Annotated in this window: 12 protein-coding genes; 7 read left to right on the plus strand and 5 right to left on the minus strand. The window is 64.6% G+C overall.

What is annotated here, in order from left to right; translation table 11 throughout:
* Positions 1-41 precede the first annotated feature (41 nt).
* Positions 42-3,413, plus strand: coding sequence for a hybrid sensor histidine kinase/response regulator (locus ACKWRH_RS44620; RefSeq protein WP_445218723.1), 3,372 nt, complete (start codon positions 42-44; stop codon positions 3,411-3,413).
* The gene (locus tag ACKWRH_RS44625) at positions 3,403-4,323 is read left to right on the plus strand and encodes a response regulator (protein ID WP_445218724.1); all 921 of its coding nucleotides are present in this window, start codon (positions 3,403-3,405) and stop codon (positions 4,321-4,323) included. Before ACKWRH_RS44620 ends, ACKWRH_RS44625 begins: the two co-directional genes overlap by 11 nt.
* 225 nt (positions 4,324-4,548) lie before the next feature.
* On the opposite strand, the gene ACKWRH_RS44630 is transcribed toward ACKWRH_RS44625, so the two are convergent.
* Entirely contained in the window at positions 4,549-6,051 is a 1,503-nt protein-coding gene (locus ACKWRH_RS44630) for a flavin-containing monooxygenase (protein ID WP_445218725.1), read from the minus strand.
* Between the two features lie 125 nt (positions 6,052-6,176).
* Positions 6,177-6,935: a S1 family peptidase gene (locus ACKWRH_RS44635; RefSeq protein WP_282522505.1), complete on the minus strand. Its 759-nt coding sequence runs from the start codon at positions 6,933-6,935 to the stop codon at positions 6,177-6,179.
* Positions 6,936-7,044: 109 nt separating this feature from the next.
* Between ACKWRH_RS44635 and ACKWRH_RS44640 the strand changes: the two genes are divergently transcribed.
* The gene (locus tag ACKWRH_RS44640) at positions 7,045-7,680 is read left to right on the plus strand and encodes an HAD-IA family hydrolase (protein ID WP_445218726.1); all 636 of its coding nucleotides are present in this window, start codon (positions 7,045-7,047) and stop codon (positions 7,678-7,680) included.
* A gap of 253 nt (positions 7,681-7,933) precedes the next feature.
* On the opposite strand, the gene mtnA is transcribed toward ACKWRH_RS44640, so the two are convergent.
* From mtnA to ACKWRH_RS44655, 3 genes are all read right to left on the minus strand, one after another.
* On the minus strand, positions 7,934-9,043 hold the full coding sequence (gene mtnA, locus ACKWRH_RS44645) for an S-methyl-5-thioribose-1-phosphate isomerase (RefSeq protein WP_445218727.1): 1,110 nt from the start codon (positions 9,041-9,043) through the stop codon (positions 7,934-7,936).
* An 18-nt stretch (positions 9,044-9,061) separates the two neighbouring features.
* Positions 9,062-9,937 (minus strand): S-methyl-5'-thioadenosine phosphorylase, encoded by an 876-nt coding sequence (locus ACKWRH_RS44650; RefSeq protein WP_445218728.1) that lies wholly within the window; start codon positions 9,935-9,937, stop codon positions 9,062-9,064.
* Between the two features lie 166 nt (positions 9,938-10,103).
* A complete protein-coding gene (locus tag ACKWRH_RS44655) occupies positions 10,104-10,376 on the minus strand; it encodes a phosphopantetheine-binding protein (RefSeq protein ID WP_445218729.1) in 273 nt (90 codons plus the stop codon).
* A gap of 357 nt (positions 10,377-10,733) precedes the next feature.
* On the opposite strand from ACKWRH_RS44655, the gene ACKWRH_RS44660 reads away from it, so the two are divergent.
* From ACKWRH_RS44660 to ACKWRH_RS44675, 4 genes are all read left to right on the plus strand, one after another.
* Positions 10,734-11,951: an acyl-CoA dehydrogenase family protein gene (locus ACKWRH_RS44660; protein ID WP_445218730.1), complete on the plus strand. Its 1,218-nt coding sequence runs from the start codon at positions 10,734-10,736 to the stop codon at positions 11,949-11,951.
* A 65-nt stretch (positions 11,952-12,016) separates the two neighbouring features.
* Positions 12,017-12,997 carry an amino acid--[acyl-carrier-protein] ligase gene (locus ACKWRH_RS44665; RefSeq protein WP_445218731.1) on the plus strand — a complete coding sequence of 327 codons (981 nt, stop codon included), beginning with the start codon at positions 12,017-12,019 and terminating at the stop codon, positions 12,995-12,997.
* Positions 12,998-13,091: 94 nt separating this feature from the next.
* The gene (locus ACKWRH_RS44670) at positions 13,092-13,967 is read left to right on the plus strand and encodes an acyl-CoA acyltransferase (protein ID WP_212095213.1); all 876 of its coding nucleotides are present in this window, start codon (positions 13,092-13,094) and stop codon (positions 13,965-13,967) included.
* Between the two features lie 185 nt (positions 13,968-14,152).
* Positions 14,153-17,020 (plus strand): PAS-domain containing protein, encoded by a 2,868-nt coding sequence (locus ACKWRH_RS44675; protein WP_445218732.1) that lies wholly within the window; start codon positions 14,153-14,155, stop codon positions 17,018-17,020.
* Positions 17,021-17,184 lie beyond the last annotated feature (164 nt).

The following is a 17,184-nucleotide window of genomic DNA, read 5'->3' on the forward strand; positions in this document are numbered from 1 at the left end:
ATTGCGAGAGCTCCGGGTCCGTATCGGAAGTGGGGTAACGAGTGGCAGGGCGGCAGCGAATAGACCGCGTCAGGCGCCAGTACAACCAGTGGGTCGCCAACCAGACGCTGGAAGACTACGCGCTGCGCTTCACCGCCAAGAGCGCACGCCGCTGGTCTGCCGCCCGTGTCGCCAACACGGCACTCGGCGCCATCTCCTTTCTGGCGCTGGAAGCGATCGGCGGCACCATCACGCTGAACTACGGCGTCACTAACGCCAGCGCCGCGATCCTCGTCGTCTCCACCATCATCTTCTTCTGCGGCGTGCCGATTGCCTATTACGCAGCCAAATGCGGCATCGACATTGACCTGCTCACCCGCGGCGCCGGCTTCGGCTATATCGGCTCGACCGTCACCTCGCTGATCTATGCCTCCTTCACCTTCATCTTCTTCGCCATCGAGGCGGTGATCCTGGCAACGGCGCTGGAGATGTGCTTCGGCATTCCGCGCCCGATCGGCTACCTCATCAGCGCGGTGGCGATCATTCCGCTCGTAACCTACGGCATCACGCTGATCAGCCGCTTCCAGCTCTGGACGCAGCCGATCTGGATCATCCTGCACATCCTGCCCTTTGCCGCGATCGCCTGGGCCAACCCTTACTCGTTCACGGAGTGGCGCAAGTTCGCCGGCGAGCATGGTGACGCGAGCGGGCATTTCGATTTGCTGCTGTTCGGTGTCGCATCCTCCGTGGTGTTCTCGCTGGTGGCGCAGATCGGCGAGCAGGTCGACTTCCTCCGGTTTCTACCGCGCGACCGCCGCACGTCGCGAACGTCGTGGTGGATCGCCCTGCTGATCGCGGGCCCGGGCTGGATCATCTTCGGCGCACTGAAATTATTGCTGGGCTCCTTTCTCGCTTTCTTTGCGCTGAGCCACGGCCTCTCGGGCGAGCTGGCGGCCGAGCCCGCTCACATGTATCTCGAAGCGTTTCGCTACGTGCTGTCGCAGCCGGACCTGGCGCTGGCGCTCACCGGCATGTTCGTGATCCTGTCGCAGCTCAAGATCAACGTCACCAATGCCTATGCCGGCTCGATCGCCTGGTCGAACTTCTTCTCGCGTCTGACGCACAGCCACCCCGGCCGGGTCGTCTGGCTGGTGTTCAACGTCATGGTGGCGCTGCTCTTGATGGAGATCGGCGTCTACAAGGCGCTGGAGCAGACGCTGGCGCTCTATTCCAACGTCGCGATCGCCTGGGTCGGCGCGCTCGTCGCCGATCTCGTCGTCAACAAGCCGCTCGGCCTGCGTCCGCCGCAGATGGAGTTCAAGCGCGCCCATCTCTACGACATCAATCCCGTCGGCGTCGGCGCCATGACGATCGCGACCATCGTCTCGATCGCGGCGTTCTACGGCCTGTTCGGCCCGACCTTGAAGGCGCTCGCCGCCTTCGTCGCGCTGACGGCGGCCTTCGTCACCGCGCCTGTCATCGCCTGGCTCACCGACGGAAAATACTACATCGCGCGCAAGCCGAAGAAGAGCTGGGCCAACATCGAGTCGATCCAGTGCTGTATCTGCGAGCACAGTTTCGAGCCGGAGGACATGACGTCCTGCCCCGCTTACGCCGGCCCGATCTGCTCTTTGTGTTGCTCGCTCGATGCGCGCTGCCACGATCTCTGCAAGCCGCATGCACGGGCGCAGGTGCAATTCTCCGAGGCGCTCGGCAGGATCTTGCCGCAGCCGATCTACCGGCGGATCAACTCGCAGTTCGGCCACTATATTGGCGTGTTCGTGGTCTCCGCCGGCCTCGTCGCGCTGGTGCTGGGACTGATCTATCTCCAGACCTCGGCGAGCGTGCCTGGCGAGAATTTGCTCGTCTCGCACGTGCTCTGGAAGGTGTTCTTCTCGCTCAGCATCATCATCGGCGTGGTGGCCTGGCTGTTCGTGCTGGCGCAACAGAGCCGCCGCGCCGCCGAGGCCGAGACGCGGCGGCAGACGACGCTGCTGATCCAGGAGATCGACGCGCACAAGCGCACCGACGCCGAGCTCCAGCGCGCCAAGGAGGTCGCCGAATCCGCCAACCTCGCCAAGAGCCGCTACGTGGTAGGGCTGAGCCACGAGCTGCGCTCGCCGCTGAACGCGATCAGCGGCTATGCCCAGCTCCTGGAGCAGGACGCAACGCTCAGCACCAAGCCGCGCGACCAGGTCCGCGTGGTTCGCCGCAGTGCCGATCACCTCTCCGGCCTGATCGACGGCATTCTGGATATTTCCAAGATCGAGGCGGGGCGGTTGTATCTATCGCGCGACGAGGTGCGGCTGAGCGATTTCCTCGACCAGCTCGTCGGTATGTTCCGTCTCCAGGCGGCCGCCAAGGGCATCGACTTCGTGTTCAGGCGGCCCGCGCATTTGCCGGTCGTGGTCTATGCCGACGAGAAGCGGCTGCGCCAGGTGCTGATCAACCTACTCTCCAACGCGATCAAGTTCACCCAGACCGGCAGCGTACAGTTCGTCGTGCACTATCGCAGCCCCGTTGCCGAGTTCGAGGTGATCGACACCGGCCCCGGCATCCAGGGCGACGACCTCGAACGTATTTTTGCGCCGTTCGAACGCGGCGCGCTCGGCGTCTCGCAGCCGCAGACCGGCACCGGACTGGGCCTGACCATCAGCCGGCTGCTCGCCGGAGTCATGGGCGGCGACATCAAGGTCCTGAGCACGGTTGGCGCCGGAAGTACCTTCAAGGTCAAGATCCTGCTGTCGGAAGTCGCCAATCCGCTGCGCATCGCGCCGGTGGAGGCGCCGGTTTCCGGCTATCGGGGCGCACGCAAGACCATCCTCATCACCGACGACGACCCCGTGCATCGCGACCTCCTGCGCGAGGTGCTGGCGCCGCTCGGCTTCATCCTGCTCAGTGCACCCGATGGGCCAGGATGCCTCGCGCTGGCGCAGCATTGCCGGCCCGACCTGTTCCTGCTCGACATCTCAATGCCTGCCATGGACGGCTGGGCTGTCGCGGAGGCCCTGCGCGCAAGCGGCCATCACCAGGCGCGCATCCTGATGGTGTCGGCGAGCGCGCTGGAGGCTCACGGCACGCCGCTGGCGCAGCCCTTCCACGACGGCTATCTGATGAAGCCGATCGACATCCCGCGGCTGCTGGAGACGATCCGCCAGCTCCTGAAGATCGAATGGCAATACGGCTCGGACCAGATCGCGGTCCCGTTCTGGCGGCCCGAGAGCGGATCAAGGCCACCGGTGCGGCACATCGAGGCGCTGATGGGGCTAGGCCAGATCGGCTACGTCAAGGGCATCCAGTTAAAGCTGGACGAGATCGGCAGCGAGCACCCCGAGCATGCCGACTTCGTCGCGGAAATGCGGTCGCTGGTCGACCGCTTCGATCTCGATCGGTACATGGCCACATTGAAGACGTTGCACGCGCATGAGCATTGAGTCGAGGAAGCGCGATGTCGCGCTCGTTGTCGATGACTCCCCGGAGACGCTGCGGCTGCTCACCGACGCGCTCGACGGCGCCGGGATGACGGTGATGGTGGCGCTCGACGGCGCGGCCGCGATGCGCATCGTCGACCAGATCACCCCCGACATCGTGTTGCTGGACGCCGTGATGCCCGGCATGGACGGATTCGAGACCTGCCGCCGGCTCAAGCGCGATGCGGGCGTAGCCAACGTACCCGTGATCTTCATGACGGGCCTTGCGGAGACCGAGCACATCGTGCGCGGGCTGGAGGCCGGCGGCGTCGACTACGTGACGAAGCCGATTGTGATCGAGGAGATGCTGGCGCGCATCCGTGTCCATCTCGGCAATGCCCGCCTGACCCAGAGCGCGCGCGCCGCGCTCGACGTCTCCGGCCGCTTCCTGTTCGCGGTCAACCGCCAGGGCCACGTGCTCTGGGCCACCCCGCAGGCGCAAAAACTGCTGGCCGACCATCATGGCGCGCAGGCCGACGACTTCGTCCTGCCGCCATCACTCCTGCAATGGCTGGAGCAGGCGAAGGACAAGGGCAGCTCGAAGTCGCAGGCGGCTCCCCTGCCCGACAATCCGCAACTGCGGCTCTACTACATGGGCGAAACCGCGCCGAACGAGTTCCTGCTGCGGCTGTCCAAGGAGTCCGGCACTGCGCCGCCGGCCGAATTCACCAGCGAGCTCGGCCTCACCACCCGCGAGGGCGAAGTGCTGGCCTGGCTCAGCAAGGGCAAGACCAACCGCGACATCGCGCAGATCCTGGGCTTGAGCCCGCGCACCGTCGACAAGCACCTGGAGCAGATCTACGCCAAGCTCGGCGTGGAGAACCGGACCGCGGCGGCGGCGGTTGCAACGAATGCGACAAGAAGGAATTCGTAGTCGCGGCGTGAATGAGTTGGGACCCCACTAACCCAGCAAACAGTGTCGTCCCGGGGCGCGCAGCGAACCCGGGACCCATAACCACAGGAAGATATTTGGCGAAGACCAGGAGTTACCTGTCCGCCCTACGACCACTCCCTGTGGTTATGGGTCCCGGGCTCGCTTCGCGCCCCGGGACGACAGTGGAGTGTGTCGCGATCGTGAGCGCCTCTTACACGAACTCCCTCATCCGTAAACAAACGCCCCGTCGTCCAGATCCGTCTTCGGGATCTCATCCTTCTCGATCCAGTAATCCTGGCTGTGCTGCCATTCCGGCTTGTCGCCGCGCTTGGGGAGCAGGTCCATGTTGCGCATGATGTAGCCGGGATTGAAGTTTTCCGGATCGATCCAGGGCAGGATCGGCATGTTGTGGTCCTCAGGCCGTAGCCTGACCTCGACTTTCTTCGTGCCCTTGGCCTTCATGTGGCCGAGCAGCCGGCAGACGAAATCGGCGACGAGGTCGACGCGCAGCGTCCAGCTCGCGCGGAAATAGCCGAACACCCAGACCATGTTCGGCACGCCCGTGAACATCATGCCGCGATAGGTCACGGTGTCGCCGAAGGCGAGCGGCTTGCCGTCGATCTCGAAGGCGATATCACCGAGCGCCGCGAGGTTGAAGCCGGTTGCGGTGACGACGATATCGGCCTCGAGCAGCTTGCCGGACTTGAGCTGGATGCCGTTCTCGACGAAACATTCGATCTCGTCGGTGACGACGGACGCCTTGCCGCTGGCGATGCCCTTGAACAGATCGGCATCGGGCACAAAGGCGATACGCTGCCGCCACGGCCGGTACGTTGGCGTGAAGTGCGTCTCGACGTCGTAGTCCGGCCCCAGAACCGCGCGGATCTGGTCGATCAGATCCTTCTTCACCTGCTCCGGCTTGGCAATGCAGAGCTTCGTGAAAGCATCCTGCTCGAACAATATTTTGCGGCGGACGATCTCGTGGATCCATTCCTCGTCCACCTGAAGCCGGCGCAGCTCCTCGGCGATCTCGATGGCGTTGCGGCCGAGACGGAAATAGGTCGGCGAGCGCTGCAGCATCGTGACATGCGCGCAGGCGTCGGCGATGTTCGGCACCAGCGTCGCCGCGGTCGCGCCCGAGCCGATCACGACGACCTTCTTGTTCGCGAGGTCGATATCGTCGGGCCAGCTCTGCGGATGGACGATGCGGCCCTTGAAGCGGTCCATGCCCTTCCATTCCGGCGTGTAGCCTTCGGAATGGCGGTAGTAGCCCTGGCACATCCAGAGGAAGTTGGCGGTGAAGGTCTTCGCCTCGCCGGTGTCCGTCGTCGTCGCCTCGATGGTCCAGAGATTTTGCTCGCTCGACCAGCTCGCGGAATTGATCTGGTGCTTGTAGCGGATATGCCGGGCGATATCGTTGTCTTCGATCACCTCGTTCATGTAGACGAGGATTTCCTCGGCGGTTGCGATCGGCGGTCCGACCCAGGGCTTGAAGCTGTAGCCGAAGGTGTGGAGATCGCTGTCCGAGCGAATGCCGGGATAGCGATGCGTGCTCCACGTGCCGCCGAACGTCGCCTGCGTTTCCAGGATGACGTAGCTCGTGCCGGGAAGCTGCTTTTCGATGTGATAGGCGCTGCCGATGCCGGAGATGCCGGCACCGACGATCAGCACGTCGAAATGTTCAGAGGCCTGCTTGGTTGTGGTGTGACTGCGGACAGCGACATTCATTGTTGCTTCTATGCCTTGCTTGTTTTTGTGGCCGCCCTTGACCGGACGGCGCGTTTCCTCCGCGACGGGCATGGTCGCCCATCGCGCTTCCACTGCAAAATGACATAGATCAACTCGCGGTCAAACTATAACGCCGCACCCCAGCTCCGCGCGGTCTGCAAAATCCAGTCGCGATAGAGCGTGAGCGGCGTGACGCCGGTCAATCCGCCGCAGCCGGCGGCGCCGTTCGGCCCCGTGGACCAGCTGATGACGCCGACGAGCACCGGACCGTTCGGCTTGTCCTCGAATACCGGACCGCCGGAATCGCCGGTGCAGGCGCCAATTCCGTCGCGAACACCGTTGGTTACGGGATCGACCAGCCGGATCTGGAACGTGCCGGGCTGGCCCGTGGCCACGAGCCCGGCAACGCGCGTCGCGCCGCCGCTCTTGCCGTCGCCACGCACGGTGACGCCGATACCAGCGATGACGAAGCGGCTGCCAACCTGGATTGGAATGGTCGGCGCACCGACCGACACCGTCGATTTTCCCTTGAGTGGAATTTCCAGTTGCAGCAATGCCACGTCCGCGGTGGCGCGGTGCGCCTGCATCGCCTGCATGTTGAAGTTGGGATGGATCGCGACGGTGCGGACGTTCAGCAGTTGCGGCGTACCGTCAGCGCCGCGATCGACGATCTTGTAGTCCGCGCCGGGCTGCACACAGTGGGCAACCGTCAACACGACCTTCGGGGCGATCAGGCTGCCGGTGCAGAAATTTCCACGCGAGCCGACGATGGTGACGACCGCGCGCGCGACGCCATCGGCCTGCGGCGTGCCGCCGCCGACGATGGCGTGTGCGGGCGTGGCGAGCAGCAGCGCGGCTGCGATGAGGGTTGCAAGCTTCTTCATGGGAACACGCTTTGACGTCAGCATCGGTGACGGCGGGGATTGCTTCGGACTGGCCCTTGCCGATAGCGCATGCTAGCGCTCTTGGGAAGGAATTGACGAGGGCGGGATCTTGACGATCGAGGCTGTGATCTTTGATTTTGGCGGCGTGCTGACGAGCTCGCCATTCGAGGCCTTCGCGCGCTACGAGACCGAGCGCGGCCTGCCCGTCGACATCATCCGGCGCACCAACGCCGCCAACCATCTGGAAAACGCCTGGGCCAAGTTCGAGCGGGCCGAGGTCGATATCGACACCTTCGACAAGCTTTTCGCCGAGGAATCGCGCGCGCTCGGCGCGGAGGTGCGCGGCCGCGACGTGCTGCCGCTGCTCCAGGGCGATCTGCGTCCCGAGATGGTCGAAGCCTTGAAGCGCATCAAGGCGCGATTCAAGACCGGCTGCATCACCAACAATCTGCCCGCCAACGCGATTGGCAGCATGACCGGTCGCTCACTCTACATCGCCGAGGTGATGGTTCTGTTCGACCACGTCATCGAATCCGCCAAGATCGGCTTGCGCAAGCCCGACCCGCGCATCTACAGGATGATGGTCGAGACGCTGAAGGTCGACCCGAAGAAGTGCGTCTATCTCGACGATCTCGGCGTCAATCTAAAACCCGCGCGCGAGATGGGCATGACCACGATCAAGGTGACCAGCGGGGCGCAGGCGATCGCGGAGCTTGAGACGGCGACGGGGCTGAAGTTGGGCTAGCTACCTGCCAATCACTCATCCTGAGGAGCGCGCACTTGCGCGCGTCTCGAAGGATGCAGGCCGGTCTGCGCCCCTCGCCCTTCGAGACGCCGCTTCGCGGCTCCTCACGGTGAGGGAGAGAGATAGGCGCAAGCCGCTTCAACAAATTCGTCATTGCGAGCGGAGCGAAGCAATCCAGACTGTCTCCGCGGAAAGACTCTGGATTGCTTCGCTGCGCTCGCAATGACGGCGTGGAAAAATCTCGCCTGGAGAACTATTCCGCTGCCGCGGCGACCCGCTCCGGAAACGCTGCCGCGAGCGAGGCACGATCCGGCTTCAGCACGCCGCGCTCGGTGATGAGGCCGGTGACGAGACGTGCCGGCGTCACGTCGAACGCGTAATTCGCGACCGGCGAGCCCTCCGGCACGATGCGCACCGTCTCCAGCCGGCCGTCCGCAGTGCGGCCGGTCATGTCGGTCACCTCCGTGCCGCTGCGCTGTTCGATCGGAATGTCGCGGATGCCGTCATCAACGGCGAAATCGATCGTCGGCGACGGCAGCGCGACATAGAACGGCACGCCGTTGTCGTGCGCGGCGAGCGCCTTCAAATATGTGCCGATCTTGTTGCAGACATCGCCATTGGCGGCGACGCGATCGGTGCCGACGATGGCGAGGTCGACCATGCCGTGCTGCATCAGGTGTCCGCCGGTGTTGTCGGGGATGACCGTGTGCGGCACGCCGTGATGGCCGAGCTCCCAGGCGGTGAGCGAGGCGCCCTGGTTGCGCGGACGGGTCTCGTCGACCCAGACATGGACCTTGATGCCACGCTCATGCGCCAGATAGATCGGCGCCGTTGCAGTGCCCCAATCGACGGTGGCGAGCCAGCCGGCATTGCAATGGGTCAGCACATTGACCGTCTCGCCCGGCTTCTTCTTTGCGACGATCGCCTCGATCAGCTTCAGGCCGTTGCCGGCGATGCCGCGGTTGATCTCGACGTCCTGCTCGACGATCTCGTCGGCGCGCGCGTAGGCCGCCTCCGCCCGTTCAACCGGATCGACGGGCGCGAGCGCCGTGCGCATCTCGTCGAGCGCCCATTTCAGATTGATCGCGGTCGGCCGCGCCACGACCAGCATGTCATAGGCGCGCTTGAGACCGGCGTCGGATGAGTCCTCGCGCATGGCGAGCGCCATCCCGTAGGCCGCGGTCGCGCCGATCAGCGGCGCGCCGCGCACCAGCATGTCGCGAATGGCGACCGCAGCGTCTTCGCATAAAGTCAGCTTCGCGATGACGAACTCATGCGGCAGGCGGCGCTGGTCGATCGCACCGACCGACCAGCCATCGCGCTCGCGCCAGATGCTGCGAAAATGCTTGCCGTCAACCTTCATGGCATTCTGCCTTTCGTATCACGTCCGCAGGATGCGCCCGGCCACCGCATCGAGCTTCTTCAAGAGCTCGGGATCGCGCGCCTCGGGCGCCGTGATCAGCGCGGTGTCGAGCGCGCGGTCCGAACCGATCGGGCACGGCTCGTGCTCACGCGGAAAATCCCTCGCGAGACGTGCCACCAGCGCCTTCGCCTTGTCGGCGTTCGACGTCAGCACGCGGATGATGTCCTGGACGGTGACGGCATCGTGATCGGGATGCCAGCAGTCGAAATCCGTCACCATCGCGACCGTGGCGTAGCAGATCTCGGCCTCGCGCGCGAGCTTCGCCTCGGGCATGTTGGTCATGCCGATCACGGAATAGCCCGATGTCTTGTAGGTCATGCTTTCCGCGTAGGTCGAGAATTGCGGCCCCTCCATGCAGACATAGGTGCCGCCGCGCGCAAACGCGATGCCCTCGGCTTCAGCTGCCGCCGCAAGATGGATGCGCAGCCGCGGCGAGACCGGGTGCGCCATCGACACATGCGCGACGCAGCCCCTGCCGAAAAACGAGCTCTCGCGCTTGTGGGTCCGATCGACGAACTGGTCGACGAGAACGAAGGTGCCGGGTGGCAGCTCCTCCTTGAAGGAACCGCAGGCCGACAGCGAGATCAGGTCGGTGACGCCGGCCCGCTTCAGAACGTCGATATTGGCGCGATAGTTGATGTCGGAGGGCGACAGCCGGTGACCCTTGTCGTGCCGCGGCAGGAACACGATCGGAAGGCCGGCGATGGAGCCGCGCCGCAGGGGGGCCGACGGCTCGCCCCAGGGGCTCTTGATCACCTCTTCGTGCGCGCCCTCGAGTCCCGGCAGATCATAGATGCCGGAGCCGCCGATGATGCCCAATACCGCCTGCGTCATGCCTGCTCCACCCGTTCGCCATGTGCGACATGGTTAAGCTATGCCAGTTTTACGGCGGTTTTGGAACGGGGGCGGTGGGGCGATGCCGGTGCTGTGAGGAGCGGAAAAGCCCGCTTCACACGAGTTGTCGTCCCGGCGAACGCCGGAGACGGAGCGGCGTTCTTGATCAGGCCGCCGTCGCCAGCTGCAGCTGGGCCGCGACCATCCGCTCCAGCGTCTCGACCGACTGGAAATTCTCCGGCGTGATCTCGGACTGCGGGATGGTGAAGTCGAACTCGGCTTCGACGCCGAGCATCAGATTGACCATGTCCATCGAGGTCAGGCCCGCATCGACGAGCTTCGCCTGTGGCGTGATGTCCGCGGCGAGCGAGTTCTGCTCGAGGATGCCCTTCACCAGCTTGATGATGCGATCACGCAATTCGGTATCGAAGGCCTGCATCGGCAAATTCCCATCTGTCTATTCAACGGTCGGACCGGTTGCCGGCTACGATGGGCGCGACGGGCCGATCCCACAATGGGCGCCACCATTACTTCGCCTTTCTTAGTAAACGATGACTCAGATTGTCTGGAATTCCGGGTTCTTCCAGATCCCTAACGCGGTCGCGGAAATTCCGGCGATGCAAACAACCCGAACTTAACTGTTCGTTCGGAATTGGGCTTTGTTTACCCTCTATTTCATCGACGAATTTGAATTAAATCCGTAGCCTCGTCTCACAAGCAAAGAGTCGGAGGATCGCTTGCACGGCATCGCGAATGATGCCGGCGATCCTGAACGGCAAACCGGAGGCGGACGAGTATGAACGTGCGTGAAGCAGTCCTCACTGTCGACGAAACGCAAACGAGCTTTCTCGAACACGGCCCCTCCCTCATCGAACGCGCTACCCGGACAGCCGCTGCGGCGGCGGCCGACGCGGACGGCGTCGATCACGACGCCCGCTTCCCCCACAAGGCTTTCGAGGTCGCGCGTGAGCAGAAACTGCTCGGCGTCATGATCCCGGTCGAGTTCGGCGGCTTCGGTGCCTCGATCTACGACGTCACCGACATCTGCTACACGCTCGGACGTTCCTGCGCCTCGACCGCGATGATCTATGCGATGCACACGACCAAGGTCGCCTGTGTCATCAGGCACGGCCATGGCATCCCCTGGATGGAAACGATGATGCGCCGGGTCGCCCGCGACCAATGGCTGCTCGCCTCCTCCACTACCGAAGGCCAGAACGGCGGCAACATTCGCGCCAGCGCCGCGGCAGTCGACCACGCCGGCGACGCAGTCTCGCTGGTGCGCGACGCCACCGTGATCTCCTACGGTGCGGAGGCCGACGGCCTCGTCACCATCGCCCGCCGCGCCACCGAGGCCGCCGCCTCCGACCAGGTTCTGCTGGCGCTCGCCAAGGACGATTATTCGCTGAAGCAGACGCAGGGCTGGGAGACGCTCGGCATGCGCGGCACCTGCTCGACCGGCTTCGAGCTGAAGGTCGATTGCCCGGCCGACCGCGTCTTCCCGGAATCCTATGACAAGATCCATGCCCAGACCATGACGCCGTTCGCGCATCTGTGCTGGTCCTCGGCCTGGGCCGGCATCGCGGCTGCGGCCGTGACCCGTGCGCAGGCTTTCGTTCGCAAGGCGGCCCGCACCTCGGGCGGCCAGATGCCGCCGGCCGCGGCGCATTTCACCGCGGCGAAGATGTCGCTGGCCAAGCTGCGCGCGCTGATCGCAGCCAATGTCGACACCTTTGCCCGCGCCGAGCATGACGAGCGCGCACTGAGCTCGCTCGATTTCCAGTCCTCGATCACGCTGTTGAAGGTGCAGGCCTCCGAGCTCGCGGTCGAGACCGTGATGCATGCGATGCGCACCGCAGGCCTTTCCGGCTACCGCAACGATGGCGAGTTCACCATGGGCCGACACCTGCGCGACGTGCTGTCCTCGCCGATCATGATCAACAACGACCGCATTCTCGCCAACGCCGCCACTTCGACGCTGATGAGCGGCACTCCGGCAAGCCTTCGAGACTAGAAAGCCTTCGCGACTGACGTGCCTTTCGGCCAAAAAGAACAATTTCAGATAGCAGGAAGTCGAACATGAACATTGCTGTTCTCCCCAGCTCGCCCGAGACCGCGCCGCAAATCGCAGATCCGCTCGATCATCTCGCCGAAAAGCTGTTCCACCCCATGGGCTCGGACGGCGTTTACGCCCGCACCGCGCTCTATGAGGGCGTCGTCGAGCGTCTCGCCGCGCTGATCACGAGCCATCGCGAGACCGGCACCGAGGTCATGCGCTTTCCGCCGGTGATGAGCCGGGCCCAGCTCGAAAAATCCGGCTATCTCAAGAGCTTTCCGAACCTGCTCGGCTGCGTCTGCGGCCTGCACGGTACCGAACGCGAGATCAACGCAGCGGTGAGCCGCTTCGATGCCGGCGGCGACTGGACTTCATCGCTCTCGCCGGCCGACCTCGTGCTGTCGCCCGCCGCCTGCTACCCGGTCTATCCGATCGCGGCGAGCCGCGGAGCTTTGCCGAAGGGTGGCCTGCGCTTCGACGTCGCCGCCGACTGCTTCCGCCGCGAGCCGTCGAAACATCTCGACCGGCTGCAATCGTTCCGGATGCGCGAATATGTCTGCGTCGGCAGCCCCGACGACGTCGCGGATTTCCGCGAGCGCTGGATGGTGCGCGCGCAGGCGATCGCCCGCGACCTCGGCCTGACCTTCCGCGTCGACTATGCCAGCGACCCTTTCTTCGGCCGCGTCGGCCAGATCAAGGCGGTGAGCCAGAAGCAGCAGCAGCTCAAGTTCGAGCTCCTGATCCCGCTTCGCTCGGAGGATCAGCCGACCGCCTGCATGAGCTTCAACTATCACCGCGAACATTTCGGCACGACCTGGGGCATCCAGGACGCCAATGGCGAACCGGCGCATACCGGCTGCGTTGCCTTCGGCATGGACCGCCTGGCCGTCGCCATGTTCCACACCCACGGCACCGATCTCGCCGCCTGGCCCGCCAAGGTGCGGGAGATCATGGGCATGCAGCCGTTAGCCACGGCCGATGCCCATGGTGAAGGCTGGCGCTAGAGCATGATCCGGAAAAGTGCGGGCGGTTTTCCGAAAAGATCATGCTGAAACGATAGAGCGAACGAGGCCTCCCATTTCCACGGGTAAAACGAGCGTGATCCACACCAAGGTCCGATGCCGCGAGATCACCGAGGCCGACGTCGATGCGGTCGCGGACCTGCTGACGCGCGGCTTCGTCGGCCGCTCGCGCAACTACTGGATCCAGGGCCTGCGCCGGCAGGCCTTCCGGCCCGTGCCGGAGGGCTATCCGCGCTTCGGCTACATGCTCGACAATGACGGCGCGCCCGTCGGCGTGCTGCTGCTGATCTACACGGCGCGAAAGCACGGCGAAGAGACCGCCATCCAGTGCAATTTGTCGAGCTGGTATGTCGATCCGGCCTACCGCAACTACGCCCCGCTGCTGACCAAGATCGCGCAGCGGCACAAGGATGTCACTTATCTCAACATCAGCCCGGCGCCGTGGACCTGGCCGATCATCGAGACGCAGGGCTTTCGTGCCTATTGCCACGGCATCTTCTTCTCCGTGCCCGCACTCGCGCGCCCTCCGCGCTGGAGCAAGATCGAGGTCATCTCGCAGCACGCCAAGACGATCGAAGGGCTGACCGACGACGAGACGCAGCTCCTCACGCGGCATGCCCGCTACAATTGCCTCAGCCTCGTCTGCCGCACGCCGAAGGGAACGTTCCCCTTCATCCTGCAGCCGGTGCGCATCCGCCGCGGCTTCATCGCGCCGCCCGCGATGAAGCTGATCTATTGCCGCAGCGCCGCCGAATACGCCGCCTGCGCAGGCCGCATCGGCCGGCTGCTGCTGCGGCTCGGCAAGATCTCGGTGGCGATCGATTCCAATGGCCCGATTCCCGGCCTCGCCGGCATCTACACCGAGCGGCGCGGCCGTAAGTATTTCAAGGGTCCGCACCGACCGCAGCTTGGCGACCTCACGGACACGGAACTCGTGCTGTACGGGCCGTAGGGGACGCTCGGTCAACTCAGGCTTGCGAGCGCTTCCGCATTCGCGTGCCGGCACACACGTCTCTCCATCCCCGGTCACCCTCCGTAAACTACGGCGCTTAAGGGAATTTTCCCGCCTCTTCGTTACCCTCCGCGGTTGAATTACGTTGCGTTAGGTCTATTGCCCACCGAGACCCTGTCGATCCCATGACGTCGCCCCGCGACAACGAACTTGGTGCACGCCGCGAACAGGGCCCGCAGGCCCTGGTCTCGCTGAGCCAGCTCGCGCTCGATCACATGGAGCAGGGTGTCTGCGTCTACGATGCCGACAACCGGATCGTGCTGGTCAACCAGCGCTATCTGTCGCAGTTCGACATGTCGGCCGACATCGTGCATGTCGGCACGAGCTACCGCGAGGTGCTCGCGCACAGCGCGGCGCGCGGCAACTTTCCGGAACACGAGCTCGACGCGCTGTATACGAATCGGATCGCGCAGATCGCAGGCGGGAAGCCGTTCCGCACGGAGCAGCAACTGGCGAGCGGACTCGTCATGGCGCTCGAGCTGAAGCCGCTTCCCGGCGGCGGCTGGATGACGATCTGCGATGACGTCAGCCGCCTCGCCCGACTCGAGGCGGAATTGCGCGTGCAGACGGAGCGCAGCCAGCACGCGCTCGCCAACATGTCGCACGGCCTCATCATGTACGATGCCGAGAGCCGTGTCGTCGTCTGCAACGAGCGGTTCCTGAACCTCTACAATCTCGATTCCGACATCGTGAAGCCGGGCGTCTCGCATTGCTCAGTGATCGAACACTGGATGTCGCGCGGCAACTTGCCGGGCATGTCGGCCGACGAGTTCCACGACACCAGGCTGGAGGATGTGCGCAGCAGAAAGGCGAAGACCCTGCTGGTGATGCGCTATGACGGCCGGATGGTGCAGGCGGTCTCCCGCTTCCTGCCCGACGGCGGCTGGGTGACGGTGCATGAGGACGTCACCGAGCGGCTGCAGTACGAAGAGACGCTGCGGCAACAGAACTTCATCCTCGATGCGGCGCTGGAGAACATGGCGCACGGGCTTGCCTTCTACGACAGCGACATGCGCCTGCGCGTCTGCAACACCACTTACCGCAAGATCTACCGGCTGTCGCCGGAGGAAACCAGGCCTGGCACGCATCTCGGCGAGCTGATCGAGCGGTCGATGCTGAACGGGGCGTTCGCTTCCGAATACAGTCCGCAACAGCTGCTGGAATCCGCCAGCGCGAGGATCGCGAACCACGATTCTTCGCCGATGCGCCGGCGCATGTCGAACGACACCGTGATCTCGGTGCGCTACTGCGCTCTGCCCGAGGGCGGCTTCGTCGCCACCTATGAGGACATCACCGATCGCGAGCGCGCGATCGAAGAGCTGAGCGAGCAGTACCGCCGCTTCGACGCGGCGCTGAACAACATGAGCCAGGGCCTGTGCATGCTCGATTCGAGCCTGCGCGTGATCGTATGCAATCGCCGCTACATCGAGATGTATGGGCTGTCGCCCGAGATCGTGAAGCCCGGCGTCTCGATGCGCGAGATCATGCAGCATAGCTGCGATCTCGGCATCCATCCGAACACGACCGCCGCGAAGATCTATGCCGACTATGTCGAGAGGCTGCGCGAGGGCGAACACACGCTGCACCGCCACCTGAACGACGGCCGCATCATCAAGCTCAATCACAAGCGAATGGAGCACGGCGGCTGGGTCGTCACCTATGAGGACGTCACCGAGCGCCACAAGGCCCAGGCCCGCGTGGCGCACATGGCGCAGCACGATTCACTGACCGACCTGCCCAACCGCACGCTGTTCCGCGAGAAAATGGGCGAGGGACTGAACCAGGTCGCGATCGCCGGCGGTGCGATGGCCGTGCTGTGCTTCGACCTCGATAATTTCAAGACGGTCAACGACCGCCTTGGCCACGCCGCCGGCGATCGGCTTCTGCGTTGGGTCGCGGCACGGCTGAAGGAGAATGTCGGCGAGCATGACACCGTCGCCCGTCTCGGCGGCGACGAGTTCGCCGTTCTCCAGCGCGGACCGCAGCCGCAATCGGCGGAACGGCTCGCCCGTCGCCTGGTCGAGATCATCGGCCACCCGCCGCCGCTGGAAAGCCAGTCGATCCATGTCGGCGTTTCCGTCGGCATCGCGATCGCGCCCGATCACGGGCTCGATGCCGACGAGCTGATGAAATGCGCCGACCTCGCGCTGTACCAGGCCAAGGCCAGGGGGCGCGGCGCCTACCAGCTGTTCGAGCCCGAGATGGAGGAAGAGGCGCGCAGCCGGCACGCGCTGGAGCACGATCTGCGTAGCGCGCTTGAAGCAGGCGAATTTCACCTCGTGTTCCAGCCGCAGGTGCGGCTCGACACCACCGAGCTCACCGGCTTCGAGGCGCTGCTGCGCTGGAAACATCCCTCGCGCGGCTTCGTCTCCCCCGCCGAATTCATTCCGCTCGCGGAGGAGAACGGGCTGATCGTCCCAATCGGCGAATGGGTGCTGCGCACGGCCTGCGCGACCGCGGCGTCCTGGCCCGATGTCACTGTCGCGGTCAATTTGTCGCCGGTGCAGTTCCGCTCGCGCGGACTGGTGGCGATGGTCACGAGCGCGCTTGCGGAAGCCGGCCTGCCGCCGCAGCGGCTCGAGCTCGAGGTCACCGAGACGGCGCTGCTCGACGACAGCGAGGCGACGATCGAGATCCTGCACCAGCTCCGCGCGCTTGGCGTGCGCGTCAGCCTCGACGATTTCGGCGTCGGCTATTCCTCGCTGAGCTATTTGCGCAAGTTTCCGTTCGACCGCATCAAGATCGACCGTTCCTTCGTCGGCACGCTCGGCGAAAGCCCGGAGAGCGTCGCCATCGTCCGCACCATCGCCAGCCTCGGCTCCGTGCTCGGCGTCGAGACCACGGCGGAAGGTGTCGAGACCATCGAGCAGCTCGACTTCGTCCGCGAATGCGGCTGCACCGCAGTCCAGGGTTATTATTTCGGCAGGCCGTGCCCGGCAGCCGAGGTCGGACGCACCATCGAGACGCTGAACGCGGTCCGCCGCGTGGCGTAAGGGTTCCGGTCAGAACCAAATTCCGCCTCTCGGCACACGTCCAAACGACCAATTGTCGCACGTGCTTTTTTTCCGGCGGGATCGCCGTCTCGTCCCCTGCGGGCAGTCCGTGCAATACGCTTTTCTTCTCCCATGATTTCAGGGACAATCCTGTCATAACAACG

The organism is Bradyrhizobium sp. Pa8, from assembly GCF_052588265.1.

Bases quoted from the DNA above. Each gene is read 5' to 3' on its own strand.
- ACKWRH_RS44625 (WP_445218724.1), top strand. From the start codon at position 3,403: ATGAGCATTGAGTCGAGGAAGCGCGATGTCGCGCTCGTTGTCGATGAC.
- ACKWRH_RS44630 (WP_445218725.1), bottom strand. From the start codon at position 6,051: ATGAATGTCGCTGTCCGCAGTCACACCACAACCAAGCAGGCCTCTGAA.
- ACKWRH_RS44635 (WP_282522505.1), bottom strand. From the start codon at position 6,935: ATGAAGAAGCTTGCAACCCTCATCGCAGCCGCGCTGCTGCTCGCCACG.
- mtnA (WP_445218727.1), bottom strand. From the start codon at position 9,043: ATGAAGGTTGACGGCAAGCATTTTCGCAGCATCTGGCGCGAGCGCGAT.
- ACKWRH_RS44650 (WP_445218728.1), bottom strand. From the start codon at position 9,937: ATGACGCAGGCGGTATTGGGCATCATCGGCGGCTCCGGCATCTATGAT.
- ACKWRH_RS44655 (WP_445218729.1), bottom strand. From the start codon at position 10,376: ATGCAGGCCTTCGATACCGAATTGCGTGATCGCATCATCAAGCTGGTG.
- ACKWRH_RS44660 (WP_445218730.1), top strand. From the start codon at position 10,734: ATGAACGTGCGTGAAGCAGTCCTCACTGTCGACGAAACGCAAACGAGC.
- ACKWRH_RS44665 (WP_445218731.1), top strand. From the start codon at position 12,017: ATGAACATTGCTGTTCTCCCCAGCTCGCCCGAGACCGCGCCGCAAATC.
- ACKWRH_RS44675 (WP_445218732.1), top strand. From the start codon at position 14,153: ATGACGTCGCCCCGCGACAACGAACTTGGTGCACGCCGCGAACAGGGC.